This is a genomic window from Alloprevotella sp. OH1205_COT-284 (genome assembly GCF_003859795.1).
Lineage (GTDB): Bacteria > Bacteroidota > Bacteroidia > Bacteroidales > Bacteroidaceae > Alloprevotella.
On record NZ_RQYI01000037.1, the window covers coordinates 1 to 18257 of the forward strand.

The following is an 18257-nucleotide window of genomic DNA, read 5'->3' on the forward strand; positions in this document are numbered from 1 at the left end:
AGCAGGGGGAGATCTTCATAGGGTAAAGATACAAAAAAAGAAAGAATTGACAAAATAAAAAAGAAAATAGTTTTGCAGAGGTCTCATTTAATTTCAAACAATCATGAAAACAAATTTACTTACGAACACGTTCGCGGCGACAGTCGCGCTGTTCACTGCCCTGTTTGCCCTGCCGCAGACGGCGCAGGCGCAGACCGACAACGACCTCTACATTGCCGGCACGCAGGTAACCTCCGCCAACTGCAACGACCTCAGCGTGATTGAGGGCGTGAGCGGCACGGTGAAGTACGACCCCGCCACCAAGACCCTAACCCTCGACAATGCCACCATCAACGCCGGCGGTAACAACAAAGGCATCGAATCAAGCATTGACGGCCTCACGGTGAAGCTCACCGGCACCAACACAGTAACGGCGAATTCTGCTGCCGTCTTTCACACCCAGCCGATGACTATCAAGGGTAGCGGCACGCTCAACGCAGAGGGCACAGCTGCCTCCGGCATCTATACCGAAGAAACCTCGCTCACCATCGACGGCTGCACCGTCAATGCCAAGGGGGAATGGGGCATCGCAGGAAATGACGGCTCCTCGGAAACCCTCACCATCCGCAACGCCACGGTAACAGCAGAGGGCACGGTCGTCTCCATCTGCGACCTCCGGACCCTCACCCTCGACGGCTGCAAAATCACAAGCCCCACCGGAGCGGTGTGGAACGCCGAAAAGAACGCCGTGTGCGACGCCGCGGGAAATATCATCACCGACAAGGTGACCATTGCACCGGTTAGCACCTACGACCTCAAAATTGCCGGCACGCAGGTAACCTCCGCCAACTGCAACGACCTCAGCGTGATTGACGGCGTGAGCGGAACGATGAAGTACGAGCACTCCACCAAGACCCTCACCCTCGACAACGCCACCATCAACGCCGGCGGTAACAACAATGGCATCTTTTCAAAAATCGACAACCTCACGGTGAAGCTCACCGGCACCAACACGGTAACGGCGGAATATTCAGCCGTCTTTCACACCCAGCCGATGACTATCAAGGGTAGCGGCACGCTCAACGCAGAGAGTACAAATAACCCCGGCATCTATACCGAAAGAACCTCGCTCACCATCGACGGCTGCACCGTCAATCTCAAAGGCAAATGGGGCATCACAGGAAATAACGGCGACTCGGAAACCCTCACCATCCGCAACGCCACGGTAACGGCAGAGGGCACGGCCGGCTCCATCTGCGACCTCCGGACCCTCACCCTCGACGGCTGCGCCATCACAAACCCCGCCGGAGCGGTGTGGAACGCCGAAAAGTACGCCGTGTGCGACGCCTCGGGAAATATCATCAAATCTAAGGTGACCATCGAGCCGCAGGTTACCACCTACGACCTCAAAATTGCCGGCACGCAGGTAACCTCCGCCAACTGCAACGACCTCAGCGTGATTGACGGCGTGAGCGGAACGGTGAAGTACGAGCACTCCACCAAGACCCTCACCCTCGACAACGCCACCATCAACGCCGGCGGTAACAACGCCGGCATCGTATCAAGCATTGACAACCTCACGGTGAAGCTCATCGGCACAAACACGGTAAAGGTGAACAAAGCAGCCATCAGCCACACCCTGCCGATGACCATTGCGGGCGGTGGCAAGCTCAACACAGAGAGCACAAACAACGGCGGCATCTTTGTCAAGAATACCTCGCTCACCATCGACGGCTGCACCGTCAATGTCAAAGGCAAATGGGGCATCGCAGGAAATGACGGCTCCTCGGAAACCCTCACCATCCGCAACGCCACGGTGACGGCAGAGGGCACGTCCGGCTCCATCTGCGACCTCCGGACCCTCACCCTCGACGGCTGCAAAATCACAAGCCCCGCCGGAGCGGTGTGGAACGACAGGAAGCACGCCGTGTGCGACGCCTCGGAAAATATCATCAGAGACAAGGTGACCATCGAGCCGTCGGTTAGCACCTACGACGTGGTGCTCGAGGCGCACAACAACAATAAAATAACCTGCATCAAGGTCGTCCGCGAACTCACCGGAATCGGACTTAAAGAAGCAAAAGATCTCGTGGAAAGTGCGCCCTGCATCGTGCTTGAAAATATCGCCAAGGCAAAAGCAGAAGCCGCACGCGACAAACTCAACACCGCCGGCGGCACCGCCAACATCTATCTGCACGGCACATGGAAGCCAACCGCCATCGAAGCCGTGACGATCGCCGTGCCTGCCGGCAAGCGCGGCGTGTATAACCTCCAAGGCGTGCGCCTCGGCGACAACCCCGACCGCCTGCCCGCAGGAGTATATATATATAATGGTAAGAAAATCATCAAAAAGTAAAAGGCTCACCCCTGCCCCCTCCCGGGGGTGGGGGAAAGCTTTTCCCTAAGCCCTCAAAGAGAGGGGGAGAGCCGGTGGGCGACAGGGGCTGTCGGGAATACTGTGCCCTAAGACAATCCCCAAAAACGCATGAAAGAAAGGCGGCCTTTGATTTGTTCCTCCACTTCCGGATCGCTCAAACCATGCCAAGTGCGCAGGAGTTCTATCTTGAAGAAAAGAATACCCTCATAAGAGAAACGTCTCGTTGAGGAGCTTCCTTGCGTATAGACTTTTTCGATCAATCGGGCAAGAGGTTTCCGGTCGATGAGTTGATTGATTTGAGCAAACGAATACATGTTTTGCTTTGCGATCGGAAACGATTGGGTCGGCAAAACAAAGTTGGGAGCAAACGGAGATCTTCATGGGGTAAAGATACAAAAAGAAAGAATTGACGAAATAAAAAAAGGAGATGGTTTTGCAGAGGGCTCGACAAAGGCCAAACGGCCAATAAAACGGCCGTTTTCACCCTGTTTTTTGTTTTTTACTGTTTTGCCTCCGCAAAATCGACCAACTTGCTGAATTTCAGCGAGAAACTTGCGAAGGCAAGTGAAGGCAAAACGCAGAAGCGAAAAATAACAGCCTGACTGTCAATCACCTCCGGTGAAGGCAAAACCCACCGTTTGCTTTCACTTGCTTCCGCAATTATCGGAGTAGAAACGGCGAAACGGAGGAGGTGAAGGCAAAAATCGGGTTCATCAATCTGATTTACAAGGCATTGCGATTTGTTTTTTCGTTTTGCCTTCACTTGCCTTCGCAAGTTTCTCGCTGAAATCCAGCAAGTTGGTCGATTTTGCGGAGGCAGTGAAGGCAAAAACACAACATAAGGAGATGCGCGCGCGTGCGCGCGCATGCGAGAGAGCAGCACGGAGGAGTATGGAGGAGCGAGAAGCGGCATGGCGCACAATGCTCGAAATGCCGTGTCGGCGTGTCGGCTTGCGGTGATCGCTCCGAGCGGTGAAAACGCTGCATGGGAGAAAAAACTTTTTGCATGGGAAGAAAATTTTTCTACGTTGGAAGAAAATTTTTCGGCATTGGAGCTAAATCGCTCCGCCTCCCCGGTGGAGGAGATCGGGCAAGAATAGGAGAACCGGCCAAGAAAAACGCCGGACAAAAAAGAGACGGGAGAAAAGGCGGAGAGGCATTGAGGAACGGCTTGGCAACAAGGAAAGGCAAGGAAAGGCACGGCGCGGACTACGGATAGGGGTGTTTTGACAGCTCAACCTTTCAAAGAAGACAGTTTTCTTCTATTCCGTTCACCGAAAAGACTTTATTTTCATTCTAAAACTCCTTTACTGGTTGCTTTTTTGCTAAATTTCGGTCTGAAATCTCAGTTTTTGAAAAAAAAACTTTTTTCTAAGTTTTCTTTTTTCTATCTTTGAACTGCAATCACGCGTGCCACGCGCCGCTGTGAACGGAATTGTTGTTTTTCGACACACTTATTTTGTTTTTATAACCTTAACCTCGCCCTCGTCTATGCCTTTCCTCAAATTTGATAAAACGCAAATGACCAACCTGCAAGAGTCCCTCATGAAGGAATTCTTGCTCACCAACAAGTCGGGCGCATATTGCTCCTCCACGCTTGTGGGCTGCAATATCCGCAAGTATCACGGTCTGTTGGTGGTGCCGGTAGAAAATATCGACGACGAAAACCATGTGCTTCTTTCTTCGCTCGACGAAACGGTAATTCAGCACGGTGCGGAGTTTAACCTCGGACTTCACAAATATGTGGGTGAGAATTACAGTCCGAAAGGTCACAAATATATTTTGAGTTTCGAGTGGGACAAAGTGCCGACTTGGATTTATCGCATCGGCGGCGTTTTGCTGAAAAAGGAAATGATGTTCAGAGGCGAGCGCGACCGCATCTTCATCCGCTACACCTTGCTCGAATCGCACTCGCCCACCACGTTGCGCCTGCGTCCCTATTTGGCGTTTCGCAGCGTGCGGCAATGGACACACGAAAACGGCGTGGCCGACACGCGATATGCCGAGGTGGAAAACGGAATCCGCATGAAACTCTATGACGGCTATCCCGATCTCTACATGCAGCTCAACACGGGCGAGGCGGTATATCGGCATCACCCCGACTGGTATCGCGGTTTGGACTACCCCAAAGAGCGGGAGAGGGGATACGGAGAAACGGAAGACTTGTTGGTGCCGGGATATTTTGAGATGCCGATCAAAAACGGTCAGAGCATCATCTTCACGGCATCGCTTTCGGAGCGCGACCCGAAGACCTATGCCCCCATTCTCGACGAAGAAATCGAGAAACACGACTCGCGCGACTCTTTCTATCACTGCCTTGTCAATGCGGCACACCAATTTCGGCAGCAAATCAAGGGTGAGGAATATCTCGTGGCGGGGTATCCGTGGTTCAAAGCGCGCGCTCGCGACATGTTTATCGCCATGCCCGGCCTGACGCTGTCGATCGGGGAGATCGACCAATTCGAGAAATACATGCAAACGGCCGAGAAAGCCCTCGACGACTTCATGGAGGGGCGACCGATCGGCGTGCAGATCTACGAAGTGGAGCAGCCCGACACGTTGCTGTGGGCCATTTGGTGCATTCAGCAATATGCAAAATTCGTGGGGCGGCGGCAGTGTTTTGAAAAATACGGCGGCCTGCTCGCCAAAATGATGCGCTTCATCTTTGAGGGCAAACATCCCAATCTCTTTGTGCACTCGAACGGATTGCTGTATAGCAACGGGCGCGACCAAGCCGTGACGTGGATGAACTCGCAAGCCTACGGCCGCCCCATCATTCCGCGGTCGGGGTATATCGTGGAGTTCAACGCGCTCTACTATAACGCCAAAAAGTTTTTCAGACAGATGCTCACGGACAGCGGCGAAAAGAGCAACCTGCTCATCGCCGAACACATCGAGGAGGAATGCAAACTGCTCGAACAGTCTTTCAAGCAGGTCTTTCTCAACGAACACGGCTATCTTTTCGACTATGTGGACAGCCACGCGGCCGATTGGAGCGTAAGACCCAACCAATTACTGGCCATTGCACTCGACTACTCGCCGCTCGATCGCAAGGAGCGCAAAAGCATTCTCGATTTCGTCACTCGCGAACTCAACACGCCCAAGGGCATACGGTCGCTTTCGCCCAAGAGCGATGGCTACACGCCCTACTACGTGGGGCGGCAAGATCGCCGAGATCATGCCTATCATCAGGGCACGGCTTGGCCGTGGCTGACGGGTTTTTATCTCGAAGCCTATTTGAGCGTCTACAAAATGAGCGGCGTCAATTACATCGAACGGCAACTCATCGGGTTTGAAGAAGAGCTTTACTATCACTGCGTGGGCACCATTCCGGAGCTGTTTGACGGCAACCCCCGCTTTTCGGGACGCGGCGCCATCTCGTTTGCCATGAACGTGAGCGGCATTTTGCGCGCCATCCGCCTGCTCGAACAACCCAAAACAGAATCATAACACATCCCCCGAAGGCGGCACGGCAAACGGACTGCGAAAAGATTGCCGCCACAGAGATTTCTCCGCCCCCGTTGGCAGCCGACGGCTGCGCAGCGAGCCATAAACCTTGAAAGAAAAGAAAACACCTCTATGAAAGTACTCATGTTTGGTTGGGAGTTTCCCCCACACATCCTCGGCGGATTGGGCACGGCCTCCTACGGCATCACCGCGGGATTGGCACAACAGTCTGACATGGACATCACTTTTTGCATACCCAAACCTTGGGGCGACGAAGACAAGAGCTTCATGAACATCATCGGACTGAGCGAAACGCCCGTGGTGTGGAAAGACGTGAACTACGACTATGTCAAAGAACGACTTGCCGGGAAGATGTCGCCCGAACAATACTATGCCTTGCGCGACCATATTTATGCCGATTTTTCCTATCGAAATGTCAATGATTTGGGATGCATAGAGTTTTCCGGACGCTACCCTCAAAACCTGCACGAAGAGATCAACAACTATTCCATCGTGGCGGGCGTGATAGCCCGACAACAGGATTACGACATCATCCATGCACACGACTGGCTGACCTATCCGGCAGGCATACACGCCAAGAGCGTGAGCGGAAAACCGCTCGTCATACACGTACACGCAACGGACTTCGACCGTTCGAGAGGACAGGTGAACCCGACGGTCTACGGCATAGAAAAAGACGGCATGGATCACGCCGATTGCATCATGTGTGTGTCGGAACTCACGCGCCGCACCGTCATCAACCACTATCACCAAGACCCGGCCAAATGTGTGGCGATGCACAATGCCGTCTATCCGCTCGACAAGGAAATACAAGACATCATTGCACAACGGCGACCGGCGGCCGAACGCAAAGAGAAAGTGGTGACTTTCCTCGGACGCATCACCATGCAAAAAGGGCCCGAATATTTCGTGGAGGCTGCCGCCTTGGTGCTGAAACGCACACGAAACATCAGATTTTGTTTTGCCGGTTCGGGCGACATGATGGAGGCGATGATAGACCTCGCCGCACAACGCGGCATTGCCGACCGGTTCCATTTTCCGGGATTTATGAAAGGCAAGCAGGTCTACGAGACTTTTCGCGACTCCGATGTCTACGTCATGCCCTCCGTTTCGGAGCCTTTCGGCATCTCGCCCCTCGAAGCCATGCAGTGTGGTGTGCCGTCGATCATTTCCTATCAAAGCGGTTGCGCTGAAATTCTCAACAAGTGCATCAAAACCGATTATTGGGACATCGAAGCCATGGCCGATGCGATGTATTCGATCTGCACGAACGACGGTCTGTACGAATATCTGCAACACGAGGGCAAAAAAGAGGTAGATGCCATCACATGGGAAAAAGTCGGACAGCGCATACGACGATGCTACGACGAAACCATAGCCCGATATTATTGAATAACAACGGCTGAAACAACCAACTTCTTCTCCACTTCCCCAAAAATAAAGCCCGCTCATGAAAACCATTTGTCTATATTTTGAAATTCACCAAAACATTCACCTCAAACGTTATCGTTTTTTCGACATCGGTACGGATCACTACTACTATGACGACTACGAAAACGAGCGTTCGATCATCGAAACGGCCGAAAACAGCTATATCCCCGCACTCAATGCACTCATCGAAATGGCACACCGCTATGGGGACTACTTCAAGTGTGCCTTCTCCCTGTCGGGCACGGCCATAGAACTGCTCGAACAATACAGTCCGGAGGTGCTCGAACTACTCGATCAGCTCAACAAAACGGGATGCGTGGAGTTTCTGGCCGAACCATACAGCCACGGATTTTCGTCCATCAAAAACGAAGCGTGCTTCAAAGACGAAGTGAAACGACTGTCTGACAAAATCAAAAGTTTGTTTGGAAAGACGCCCAAGGTGTTTCGCAACTCCTGCCTGATGTATTCCGACGACATCGGAGAACTCGTCGGACAAATGGGCTTCAAGGGAATGCTGGCCGAGGGAGCCAAACATTCGCTCGGATGGAAGAGCCCTCACTTCGTGTATCACTGCAACAGAAACCCGAACCTCAAACTGCTCCTCCGCGACCCCTCCCTTTCGGAAGACATCAGTTTCCGCTTCAACGACAGCTCGTGGAGCGAATATCCGCTCTTTGCCGAAACCTATGCGCAATGGATCGACAACCTGCCCGAAGACGAACAGGTGATCAATATCTTCATGGAACTCTGTGCGCTCGGCATGTTTCAACCGCTTTCGAGCAATATCCTCGAATTTTTCAAAGCACTTCCCGAACAACTCCGAAATCGCGGCATTTCCTTCTCGACACCGTCCGAAATCTGCGAACGCCTCGACAGTGTGGGGCCGATACACGTGGAATTTCCCACGACATGGGTCGATGAGGAACGCGATCTCTCGCCGTGGCTCGGCAATGTCATGCAGCAAGAGGCACTCAACAAACTCTATTCCGTGGCCGACCGCGTACGCATTGCTCGCGACAAAAAACTCATGCAAGACTGGGACTATCTGCAAGCCTCCAACAATTTGCGATTCATCTCGACAAAAGCCAACAGCTACGGAGGTTATCGAGGCATATATTCTTCGCCGTATGATGCTTTCACCAATTACATGAACATCCTCGGAGATTTTATCAATCGCGTCAATGACCTCTATCCCCTCGAAATCGAAAACGACGAACTGAACGCCTTGCTCACCACAATTAAAAACCAAGGCGACGAACTGATGATGAAAAATAAAGAGATTCAGAAACTCAAAAATCTCATCGGACGTTTGGAAAAAGAACGCAGACAGGAAGACGCCGAGGCGACCCAAACAGACAAAACGGCCGACAAAACAGCCGAAACCGGAAAAACTCCGAAAAAAGCGGCCGCAACTCCTGCCAAAAAATCAAAAAAAGCGACAAAAAAGAAATAACAGCCGCTTTTGATGAAAAAGAATGACAATGGACAACAAAGCATTTCGCCGCTACTCCCCCGAAAGAGTGGCGGCGAAATGCTTTGCACAGTGCTTTGTCCTGCTGTTTGAAAAGCACGAAAAGAACATCATTCGCCTCGCCGAAAACAAAATTTTCCTCATCGACAAGAAAAAAGCAGGCGAAAAGAAAAGCCGGCCGAAAACACAAGGAAAAAATAAAGAAAGATTTAGAAAATTGAACAAAAATGATTTAATTTGCAAATCTATTTCATAAAAACACAAAACAAAATCCCGGTAGAGCAAAAAAAGAAGGCGAGTTGCCCCGCCTTAATTGTAAAACACAACGGAATAATCCTTATTGTGATTTGCTTAAATCAGTGATGCAAAAATAGCGTATTATTTTATATTGTCCAAATAATTACAAGAAAAAATGAAAAATATTCTTGGTTTAGACTTGGGAACCAATAGTATTGGTTGGGCTAAAGTCTCTTTTGACGAACAGGGTAAACCCGTCGGCGATATTCGTTTGGGAAGCCGAATCATCCCGATGTCGCAAGACGTGATGAGCGATTTTGAAAAAGGTGTCACCAATTCGGGGGCAAAGGAACGCACGAGCTTTCGTTCGATACGCCGATTGCGTGAACGTTGCCTGCAACGACGCGAACGCTTGTTTCGAGTGCTCCACACGCTGCGCTTCCTTCCCGAACATTTCGACGCCGCATTGGGTTGGGACAAAAACGACAACAAAACATACGGCAAGTTTCTGAACGGCGAAGAACCGAAAGTGGCATGGAGAAGAGGAAAAGACGGGAAAATGGAATTTATCTTCATGGAGGCATTTGAAGAGATGCTGGCCGACTTTGTCCATCGCAGTCCGAAATGGAAGGCGGGCACCAAAGTGCCGCTCGACTGGACGCTCTATTATCTGCGCAACAAAGCCTTGACGCAACAGGTGAGCAAGGAAGAATTGGCTTGGATACTGCTCAGCTTCAATCAGAAACGCGGATACTATCAGTTGCGCGGAGAAGAGGAGGAAGAAAACGTGCAAAAACGCGTGGAGTTTATGGAGGCCGTGGTGGTGAAAGTGGAAGCCGAAGAGGCGAAAAAAGGCAAAGACACTTGGTATAACCTCCACTTGGACAACGGACTGGTCTATCGCAGAACGAGCAAAACTCCGCTTGAAAGCATCGTCGGACAAAAACATGCGTTTATCCTGACGACCGAATACGAAAAAGACGGCGTAACACCGAAACGCGACAAAGAGGGCAATGACAAGTATTCGATCAGAATGCCCAAGGAAGATGACTGGACGTTGAAAAAGAAACGCACCGAACACGATCTGAAAAACAGCGGAAAGCACGTGGGGACGTTTATCTACGAACAACTTCTGGCTGAACCGACCACAAAAATTCGTGGCAACTTCGTACACACGATAGAGCGGTATTTCTACAAAAACGAACTGAAAGCCATTCTCGAAAAACAATGCGAGTTTATTCCCGAACTCACGGATAAGGCCATGTTGCATGCTTGTGCCGAGGAGCTGTATGCGCGCAACTTGGCACGAAAAAAGAGCTTGTGCGAAAAAGACTTGGTTTACCTGTTGATCGACGACCTCATCTTCTATCAACGGCCGCTGAAAAGCAAAAAGGGGTTGATCGACAATTGTCCGTATGAAAGCTATTCGTACGTGGACAAAACGACCGGAGAGATCAAAGAACAGCCCATCAAGTGTGCCGCCAAATCAAATCCTTATTTTCAAGAGTTCAGACTGTGGCAGTTCATCGGTAATCTTCGTCTGTTTGACCGCACGACGGAGGCGGAAGTGACGTCCCAATATCTCGCAACGGAGGACGACTACGAACGCTTGTTTGTATACCTCAACGACCGCAAGGAGATCAAGCAGGAAACCTTGTTGAAAGAGTTTTTCCAACTCAAAAAGCCGAAAGGAAAAGACGCCGAATACCCCCTGCGTTGGAACTACGCGGAGGATAAAGAAAAGGTATATCCGTGCAACGAAACTCGCGCGGCCATATTTGGCGCGTTGAAAAAAGCCGGCCTTGATGCAAGCCTCATCGACACAAAAGAAAAAGAATATGCACTTTGGCACCTGCTCTACTCCGTGGAAGACAAGCTCGAATTGGAAGGAGCATTGCGCAAATGGAACTTGGGCGAAGATTTCGTGCAGGCATTCGCGCGTTTGAAGCCTTTTGAAAAAAGCTATGCGGCTTATTCGGAAAAAGCCATTAAAAAGCTATTGACCTTAATGCGCCGAGGCAATCGCTGGGCGGCAGAAAGCATAGATGTCAAAACACAAAAGCGAATCGAAGCCGTCATCAAAGGAGATATAGAGGAAAAGCTCAAAGCAAAAATCGGCAAATATCCTCTTCCTTTGAAACAAATCGATGATTTCAAGGCACTTCCCGTATGGGTGGCCTGCTATATTGTATATGGTCGCCACAGCGAATCGGGAACAATAGAACATTGGGAGAAACCGGAAAGTTTAAGAGCTTACATCAACGGTTTCAAACAGCACTCACTGCGCAATCCCATTGTGGAACAAGTGGTGCTCGAAACGCTCCGCACCGTACACGATATTTGGAAAGAATACGGACAGATCGACGAAATCCACGTAGAGATGGGACGTGACATGAAGAAAACTTCCGCCGAACGCCAAAAAGATACGAAGAAAGTACTCGAAAACGAAACGAGAAACATGCGCATCAAATATCTGCTTGCCGAACTCAAAAACGACAGTAAGATAGAAAATGTCAGAGCTTACTCGCCGGGGCAACAAGAAATCTTGCGCATCTATGAGGAGGGAGCATTGGCCAATTTGAAAGAAGATGACAAAGACTACGACGAAATCAGCAAAATTGCCAAATCGGCACACCCCACCTCTGCCGAACTGACGCGCTACAAACTGTGGCTCGAACAAAAATATCGCTCTCCCTACACGGGACGTCCCATTTCGCTCAGCCACTTGTTTACAACGGCGTATGAAATCGAACACATCATTCCGCAAGCGAGATACTTTGACGATTCGATGAGCAACAAAGTGATTTGCGAAACCGAAATCAATCGCGAAAAAGGCAGCATGCTGGGCTACGAGTTTATCAAGAAACGCGGCGGAGAAATCTTTCACTCTCCGATATTGGGAGATTTGAAACTACTGAAAGCCGATGACTACGAACGATTTATCGAAGACCAATATCAAGGACGAGAGCTTCGCACGAAGAAAAAGAAGCTGCTGATGGAAGACATTCCGGAGGACTTTGTGCAACGACAGCTAAACGACAGTCGCCATATTAGCAAATTGATCAAAGGACTGCTGTCCAACATCGTGAGAGAAGAAGGCGAAGAAGAGGAAACATCCAAACATCTCATTCCCTGCAACGGTAGCATCACCGACCGGCTCAAAAAAGATTGGGGGTTGAACGATGTTTGGAACAGTTTGGTTTACCCTCGCTTCCAACGCCTCAACCAACTCACCAATTCCGAAGCCTTCGGCTATTGGGACAAGAAAGACGGAAAACGCGTGTTTCAAACCCAGATGCCGCTTGAACTCCAACAGGGTTTCCGCAAGAAACGCATCGACCATCGCCACCACGCCATGGACGCTCTCGTCATAGCCTGCACTTCGAGAAACATCGTCAATTTCCTCAACAACGAAAGTGCCAAAGACACCCAAAGGCGAGAGGATTTGCGCAGACTGCTTTGTGTGAAAGGACGCCAAATCCGCAAACCATGGGAAACATTCACACAAGATGCGGAGGCGGCTCTCCGTGGAATTGTGGTAAGTTTCAAAAACAATATCCGCATCCTCAACAAAGCCACCAACAGATACGAACACTACGACGAAGAGGGAAAGAAAAAGCTTCGCACACAAAAGGGTGAGGCAAAAGCTGTAAGAAAGCCTTTGCACAAAGACACCGTATACGGAAAAGTAAACTTGAAACGGAAAGGAACAGTGACATTTGCCAAAGCTCTCGAAAATATTCCCGCCATTGTCGATAAAGATTTGCGCCATCGCCTTCTCGAACTTTCGCAACAAGGATACGACAAGAATCAACTACAAGCCTATTTCAAAAAGCAAAATTACCAATTCAAAGAGCGCGATGTCACCAAAGTGGAGATTTGGACTTTTAGCGATGACAAAGAGCCTTTGGTGGCAACTCGAAAGGCCGTGGATACTACTTTCGACAAAAAGACAATCGAAAAAATCACCGATACGGGTATCCAAAAGATCCTGCTCAATTTCCTTGAATACAAAGGAGGAGATCCGGCCTTGGCTTTCTCTCCGGAAGGCATCACGGAGATGAATGCGAATATTGCATCGTTCAACAACGGCAAGCCTCATCAACCTATAAAGAAAGTAAGGTTGTTTGAACCTTTGGGACAGAAATTCTGTGTCGGTCAAAAAGGCAACAAAAAGAGTAAGTTCGTAGAAGCCCAAAAAGGCACAAACCTTTATTTCGCCATCTACGAAGACTCCGAGGGCAAACGCCACTATGCCACCATTCCTTTGAACGAAGTGATCGAACGATTGAAACAAGGACTTTCTCCCGTTCCCAATCAGAATGAATCGGGAGTTCCTCTCAAATTTTGGCTTTCGCCCGATGATTTGGTCTATGTTCCCACACCCGAAGAACAGGATAGTCAAACGGACATTAAGAAATTGGACAAATCGCGCATTTACAAAATGGTGAGTTCCACGGGGAAAAGCTGTTTGTTCGTTCCCCATATCGTGACAAAAGCCATACAAAACAAAGTTGAGTTTGAAGCTCTCAACAAAATGGAACGTGCCATACATTTGGAAGCCTATTGCGCGGAGAAACTCCCGGTAAACCTTCCGGAAGCTCCTATGATCAAAGCTGTTTGTTGGAAGCTCGAAGTCGATCGTTTAGGCAATATTCTCAACGTTATCCGTTAGTTCTATGATCAAACGTACTCTTTATTTTGGCAATCCCGCCTATCTTTCTTTGTCGAACCGTCAGCTCATCATCAGAAGACCTGAAATCGACAAAGAGGGTGAGAGCGGACAAACCGGCCAAGAGGAATGCGTGGTCTCTCGCCCGATAGAGGACATTGGTGTCATGGTGATCGATCATCCGCAAATCACCTTCACCAATGCCCTTATCGCGGCATTGCTCGACAACAACTGCGCCATCATCACCTGCAACGCTCGAAGAATGCCCACAGGCTTACTGCTCCCTCTGGCCGTCAACACGACACAGTCCGAGCGTTTTCAATGTCAGATCGAAGCTTCTCAGCCCCTTAAAAAGCAACTTTGGCAACAGACCGTCAAACAAAAAATTTCCAATCAGGCGGCCGTATTGAAGCAGATGACCGACACTGAAACCCGCTGCATGTTGAAATGGTCGCAAGACGTGCGCAGCGGCGATACCGACAATTTGGAAGGCAGGGCGGCCGTATATTATTGGAAAAACATCTTTGTGCGCGAAATCGACAATTTTGTCAGAGGTCGCGAAGAGGCTCCGCCCAACAATCTTCTCAACTACGGTTATGCCATTTTGCGAGCCGTCGTAGCCCGCGCATTGGTGTCCAGTGGCATGCTGCCCACTTTGGGCATCCACCACCACAACCGCTACAATGCCTACTGCCTCGCCGACGACATCATGGAGCCCTATCGCCCCTATGTCGATGCCCACGTGCTCTCATGGGTGCGAAGCGGGGTTTCCTACGAAGAACTCACCACCGACATCAAGGCATACCTCTTGCAAATCCCTACGCTCGATGTTTGCATCGACGGCAAGCGCAGTCCGCTCATGGTCGGTGTGACACAGACAACGGCATCGCTCTACAAATGCTTCACGGGCGAAATGCGTAAAATAAGTTATCCGCAAATGTAAATCGTCGATGGATCGTTTCAGTGAATATCGTGTCATGTGGATTCTTGTTCTTTTTGATCTCCCCACAGAAACGAAAAAGGAGCGCAAAGCCGCAGCCGACTTTCGTAAGGATTTAATCAAAGACGGCTTTACGATGTTTCAGTTCTCCATCTATATCCGTCATTGCGCCAGTGTGGAGAATGCCGAAGTACACATGAAACGCGTTCGGGCACTCATCCCCGAACACGGCAAAGTTTGCCAGCTTTGCATCACCGACAAGCAATTTTCGAAAATAGAAATCTTCTACGGGAAAAAGCCGGAGAAGCCAAAATTGGGCCCCATTCAATTAGAACTGTTTTAGCGTAAAACCTCCATTTCGCCGACAGCATCAAGAAGTCTTTTTCCGATGCCTCAAATGCTCTCCTCCGACAGTTTCCGCCACAGCGGTTTCAGTCCATTTATTTTGATTTCCTCCCGACGATTGTCCCAATAGCGTTTGGTGCAACCGGCGGAAGTATGCTTTCCTCCTTTTCGTAAAGGAATCAGAACAGCCGTATTGTCACTTCGTCATCTCGAAAAATGTTTGTATTTTTGCACAATAAGCAAGTATTCGGAATGAACGACGATTAGAATTGATGCCGTTTTGCGTCGGTCTGCCGTCAAAAAAAGCGTGCAATGTAAGGCACGCGAACGACGTCCGAGGCCGAAATCGGCTCGCGCGAGAGAGGCAGAGAGACCGTAAAGCCGACGAAGAACGCATTTTCCCTCAAACAACAATGTGCATTCATTTTGAATACCTGTTTGCCATTAACCCCACAGCTCTTTAAGACTTTAAGACAAGCTCACAACTATGTTTGATAATCTCAGTGAAAGGCTCGAACGCTCTTTCAAAATACTGAAAGGTGAAGGAAAAATCACCGAAATCAATGTCGCGGAAACCCTCAAAGACGTGCGTCGTGCTTTGCTCGATGCCGACGTAAACTATAAAGTGGCCAAAAACTTCACCGACACGGTAAAGCAGAAAGCCCTCGGCCAAAACGTGCTCACAGCCGTCAAGCCCTCCCAGCTCATGGTCAAGATCGTACACGATGAGTTGGCCGCTCTAATGGGAGGAGAAGCCGCCGATTTGCGCCTCGAACACCGCCCCTCCGTCATCCTCATGGCCGGATTGAACGGAGCCGGTAAGACCACGCTCTCTGGAAAACTCGCACTCTTCCTCAAAACCAAGAAAAACCGCCGTCCGCTCCTTGCAGCTTGCGACACCTATCGCCCTGCGGCCATTGAGCAACTCCGTGTTTTGGCCGAGCAAATCGGTGTGCCCGTCTTCATGAATCTCGAAGAGCGTGATCCGGTCAAAATTGCCCTTGACGCCATTCAAGAAGCCAAGGCCAAAAACTACGACACGGTCATCGTCGACACCGCCGGTCGGTTGGCCGTCGACGAGGCATTGATGAACGAAATCGCAGCCGTCAAAGCCGCCACCACCCCCGACGAAACCCTCTTTGTGGTCGATGCCATGACAGGACAAGACGCCGTAAACACGGCCAAGGAGTTCAATTCTCGGCTCGACTTCGACGGCGTGGTGCTCACCAAGCTCGACGGCGATACCCGTGGCGGTGCCGCACTCTCTATTCGCGCCGTCGTAGACAAACCCATCAAGTTTGTCGGAATGGGCGAAAAGATGGATGCGCTCGACGTCTTCCACCCCTCGCGCATGGCCGACCGTATTCTCGGCATGGGCGACATCGTCAGCCTTGTCGAACGGGCACAAGAACAATATGACGAAGAAGAAGCGCGCAAATTGCAACGCCGCATCCAAAAAAACCAATTCGACTTCAATGATTTTCTTGCTCAACTCCGGCAAATCAAAAAAATGGGCAACATCAAAGACCTCGCTGCAATGATCCCCGGAGTAGGAAAAGCCATCAAAGACGTAGATATCGACGATCGCGCATTGCTCGGCGTCGAAGCCATGATCTTGTCCATGACCCCCTACGAACGCAGTCACCCCGAAGCCATCAACACATCGCGAAAAACACGCATCGCGAAAGGTTCAGGAAAAACCGTGCAAGATGTAAACCGACTCCTCAAACAATTCGACCAAACCCGGAAAATGATGAAAATGGTCACCGGCGGAGGCATGAAGCAAATGATGAGCCGTATGCCCAAGGGATTTCCCGGCATGCCCAAACTCTAAAATGATCATACGCGAGTACACGGATCGAATGCACCACGCGGAGCATCGACACGAGTACTCGCTTTTTCCATACCCACCTCCATCGGAGCACACCACACAACCCTATCCCCCTCTTTTTTCACCCTAAACGATCGTCTTAATTTATGCCCCTACTCATCGACGGAAAAGCCACCGCAGCCCAAATAAAAAGCGAAATCGCCCAAGAAGTGGCCACCCTCGTGGCCGAAGGCCGCAAACGCCCTCATCTTGCCGCCGTCCTCGTCGGAAACGACGGAGGCAGCGAAACCTATGTCAAAAACAAAGTCCTTGCCTGCGAAGCCTGCGGATTTGAGTCTACCCTCATACGTTTTGAAGACACCGTGAGCGAAACCGAATTACTTGCAAAAATCGACGAACTTAATCGCGACGAAAACATCGACGGCTTCATCGTGCAACTTCCCCTACCTCGCCACATCGACACCGACAAAGTCATAGAAGCCATCGACCACCGCAAGGACGTAGACGGTTTCCACCCGATCAACGTGGGGCGTTTGGCCATTGGCCTCCCTTGTTTCATCAGTGCCACTCCTTTGGGTATCCTCACTCTCCTGCGCCGATACGGCATCGAAACTGCCGGTAAGCATTGCGTAGTGGTCGGACGAAGCAACATCGTGGGAAAACCCATGGTGCAGCTTATGCTTCAAAAAGAGCACGGCAATGCCACCGTGACCTGCATACACTCCTACACCCAAGACGTGGCAGCCGAATGCCGCAAAGCCGACATCCTCATCGCCGCCATCGGTCGTCCCGGCTACATCACGGCCGACATGGTCAAACCCGGAGCCACCGTCATCGATGTCGGCACAACTCGCGTGCCCGACAATTCGCGCCCTTCCGGTTTTCGGCTCTCGGGCGATGTCGATTTCAACACCGTCGCTCCCATAGCCGGTGCCATCACCCCGGTGCCCGGCGGTGTGGGACCGATGACCATTTGCATGCTCATGCTCAACACCCTCGCAGCAGGTAAGAAAACCTACTATCGCTAAACCAAAATGAGCTTCGGCCGGTGCCGCAGAAAAAGCTCTCCCTTTTCGCAGTGATGAAGCGAACCGAAAAAGGAGAGGGCTTTTCATTTTCGCCTTAACCTCTTCCCCACAAATCACCGACAAAGAGCACCTCTGCTCATATATGGTTTGCGACATATCCGGGACTTTTTCTCGCCGACTCTTCTTTTTGCCCGGAATTTTCATTCGGATTTACCCTTTGCCTGCCCGATGACAGCCGCTCGGGAAACGAAGCGGTTTAACTCCAACGCAGAAAAACTGTCGGCTCTATCACGTTTTAAGGGGCTTTTGCAGAGGTCTCATAAAAGCAATCGTTAAGCTTTTGGTTCTTTGATCCGTTGCCTCTTCCAAGAAAAATGTTTCAAAAAGCGGCTTAATGGTCAAATGTACTCCTGAAAGGGGGCATAATGCTCTCTTTTTCATACCTTTGGAGGTGTTTATAATGCTATAATGGAATATC

General features: G+C 50.4%; 12 protein-coding genes. 9 read left to right on the plus strand and 3 right to left on the minus strand.

The window, feature by feature from the left end; translation table 11 throughout:
• Positions 1-103 precede the first annotated feature (103 nt).
• A complete protein-coding gene (locus tag EII14_RS09415) occupies positions 104-2335 on the plus strand; it encodes a ribosomal protein L7/L12 (RefSeq protein ID WP_199733890.1) in 2232 nt (743 codons plus the stop codon).
• A 107-nt stretch (positions 2336-2442) separates the two neighbouring features.
• Here EII14_RS09415 and EII14_RS08200 read toward each other — a convergent pair whose 3' ends face one another.
• On the minus strand, positions 2443-2670 hold the full coding sequence (locus EII14_RS08200) for a transposase (protein ID WP_124932055.1): 228 nt from the start codon (positions 2668-2670) through the stop codon (positions 2443-2445).
• Between the two features lie 185 nt (positions 2671-2855).
• Positions 2856-3557 (minus strand): hypothetical protein, encoded by a 702-nt coding sequence (locus tag EII14_RS08205; protein ID WP_124932056.1) that lies wholly within the window; start codon positions 3555-3557, stop codon positions 2856-2858.
• A 290-nt stretch (positions 3558-3847) separates the two neighbouring features.
• On the opposite strand from EII14_RS08205, the gene EII14_RS08210 reads away from it, so the two are divergent.
• From EII14_RS08210 to EII14_RS08245, 8 genes are all read left to right on the plus strand, one after another.
• Complete coding sequence (locus EII14_RS08210) at positions 3848-5806, plus strand: glycogen debranching enzyme N-terminal domain-containing protein (RefSeq protein WP_124932057.1); 1959 nt, start codon at positions 3848-3850, stop codon at positions 5804-5806.
• 129 nt (positions 5807-5935) lie between these two features.
• Complete coding sequence (locus EII14_RS08215) at positions 5936-7216, plus strand: glycosyltransferase family 4 protein (RefSeq protein WP_124932058.1); 1281 nt, start codon at positions 5936-5938, stop codon at positions 7214-7216.
• Positions 7217-7274: 58 nt separating this feature from the next.
• Positions 7275-8708, plus strand: coding sequence for a glycoside hydrolase family 57 protein (locus tag EII14_RS08220; RefSeq protein ID WP_124932059.1), 1434 nt, complete (start codon positions 7275-7277; stop codon positions 8706-8708).
• Positions 8709-9138: 430 nt separating this feature from the next.
• On the plus strand, positions 9139-13638 hold the full coding sequence (gene cas9, locus EII14_RS08225) for a type II CRISPR RNA-guided endonuclease Cas9 (protein WP_124932060.1): 4500 nt from the start codon (positions 9139-9141) through the stop codon (positions 13636-13638).
• Between the two features lie 4 nt (positions 13639-13642).
• Entirely contained in the window at positions 13643-14578 is a 936-nt protein-coding gene (gene cas1 / locus EII14_RS08230; protein WP_124932061.1) for a type II CRISPR-associated endonuclease Cas1, read from the plus strand.
• 7 nt (positions 14579-14585) lie between these two features.
• Positions 14586-14918 carry a CRISPR-associated endonuclease Cas2 gene (cas2, locus tag EII14_RS08235; RefSeq protein WP_124932062.1) on the plus strand — a complete coding sequence of 111 codons (333 nt, stop codon included), beginning with the start codon at positions 14586-14588 and terminating at the stop codon, positions 14916-14918.
• A gap of 489 nt (positions 14919-15407) precedes the next feature.
• Entirely contained in the window at positions 15408-16754 is a 1347-nt protein-coding gene (gene ffh, locus EII14_RS08240; protein WP_124932063.1) for a signal recognition particle protein, read from the plus strand.
• Positions 16755-16897: 143 nt separating this feature from the next.
• Complete coding sequence (locus EII14_RS08245; protein WP_124932064.1) at positions 16898-17779, plus strand: bifunctional 5,10-methylenetetrahydrofolate dehydrogenase/5,10-methenyltetrahydrofolate cyclohydrolase; 882 nt, start codon at positions 16898-16900, stop codon at positions 17777-17779.
• 288 nt (positions 17780-18067) lie between these two features.
• Here EII14_RS08245 and EII14_RS09520 read toward each other — a convergent pair.
• On the minus strand, positions 18068-18257 hold a 190-nt coding region (locus EII14_RS09520), incomplete at its 5' end, for a hypothetical protein (RefSeq protein ID WP_233569421.1).

What these genes read in the sequence shown, in the direction of transcription:
- cas9 (WP_124932060.1), top strand. Translation starts at nt 9,139, where the DNA reads ATGAAAAATATTCTTGGTTTAGACTTGGGAACCAATAGTATTGGTTGG.
- EII14_RS09415 (WP_199733890.1), top strand. Translation starts at nt 104, where the DNA reads ATGAAAACAAATTTACTTACGAACACGTTCGCGGCGACAGTCGCGCTG.
- EII14_RS08210 (WP_124932057.1), top strand. Translation starts at nt 3,848, where the DNA reads ATGCCTTTCCTCAAATTTGATAAAACGCAAATGACCAACCTGCAAGAG.
- EII14_RS08245 (WP_124932064.1), top strand. Translation starts at nt 16,898, where the DNA reads ATGCCCCTACTCATCGACGGAAAAGCCACCGCAGCCCAAATAAAAAGC.
- EII14_RS08220 (WP_124932059.1), top strand. Translation starts at nt 7,275, where the DNA reads ATGAAAACCATTTGTCTATATTTTGAAATTCACCAAAACATTCACCTC.
- EII14_RS08200 (WP_124932055.1), bottom strand. Translation starts at nt 2,670, where the DNA reads ATGTATTCGTTTGCTCAAATCAATCAACTCATCGACCGGAAACCTCTT.
- EII14_RS08215 (WP_124932058.1), top strand. Translation starts at nt 5,936, where the DNA reads ATGAAAGTACTCATGTTTGGTTGGGAGTTTCCCCCACACATCCTCGGC.
- cas2 (WP_124932062.1), top strand. Translation starts at nt 14,586, where the DNA reads ATGGATCGTTTCAGTGAATATCGTGTCATGTGGATTCTTGTTCTTTTT.
- ffh (WP_124932063.1), top strand. Translation starts at nt 15,408, where the DNA reads ATGTTTGATAATCTCAGTGAAAGGCTCGAACGCTCTTTCAAAATACTG.
- cas1 (WP_124932061.1), top strand. Translation starts at nt 13,643, where the DNA reads ATGATCAAACGTACTCTTTATTTTGGCAATCCCGCCTATCTTTCTTTG.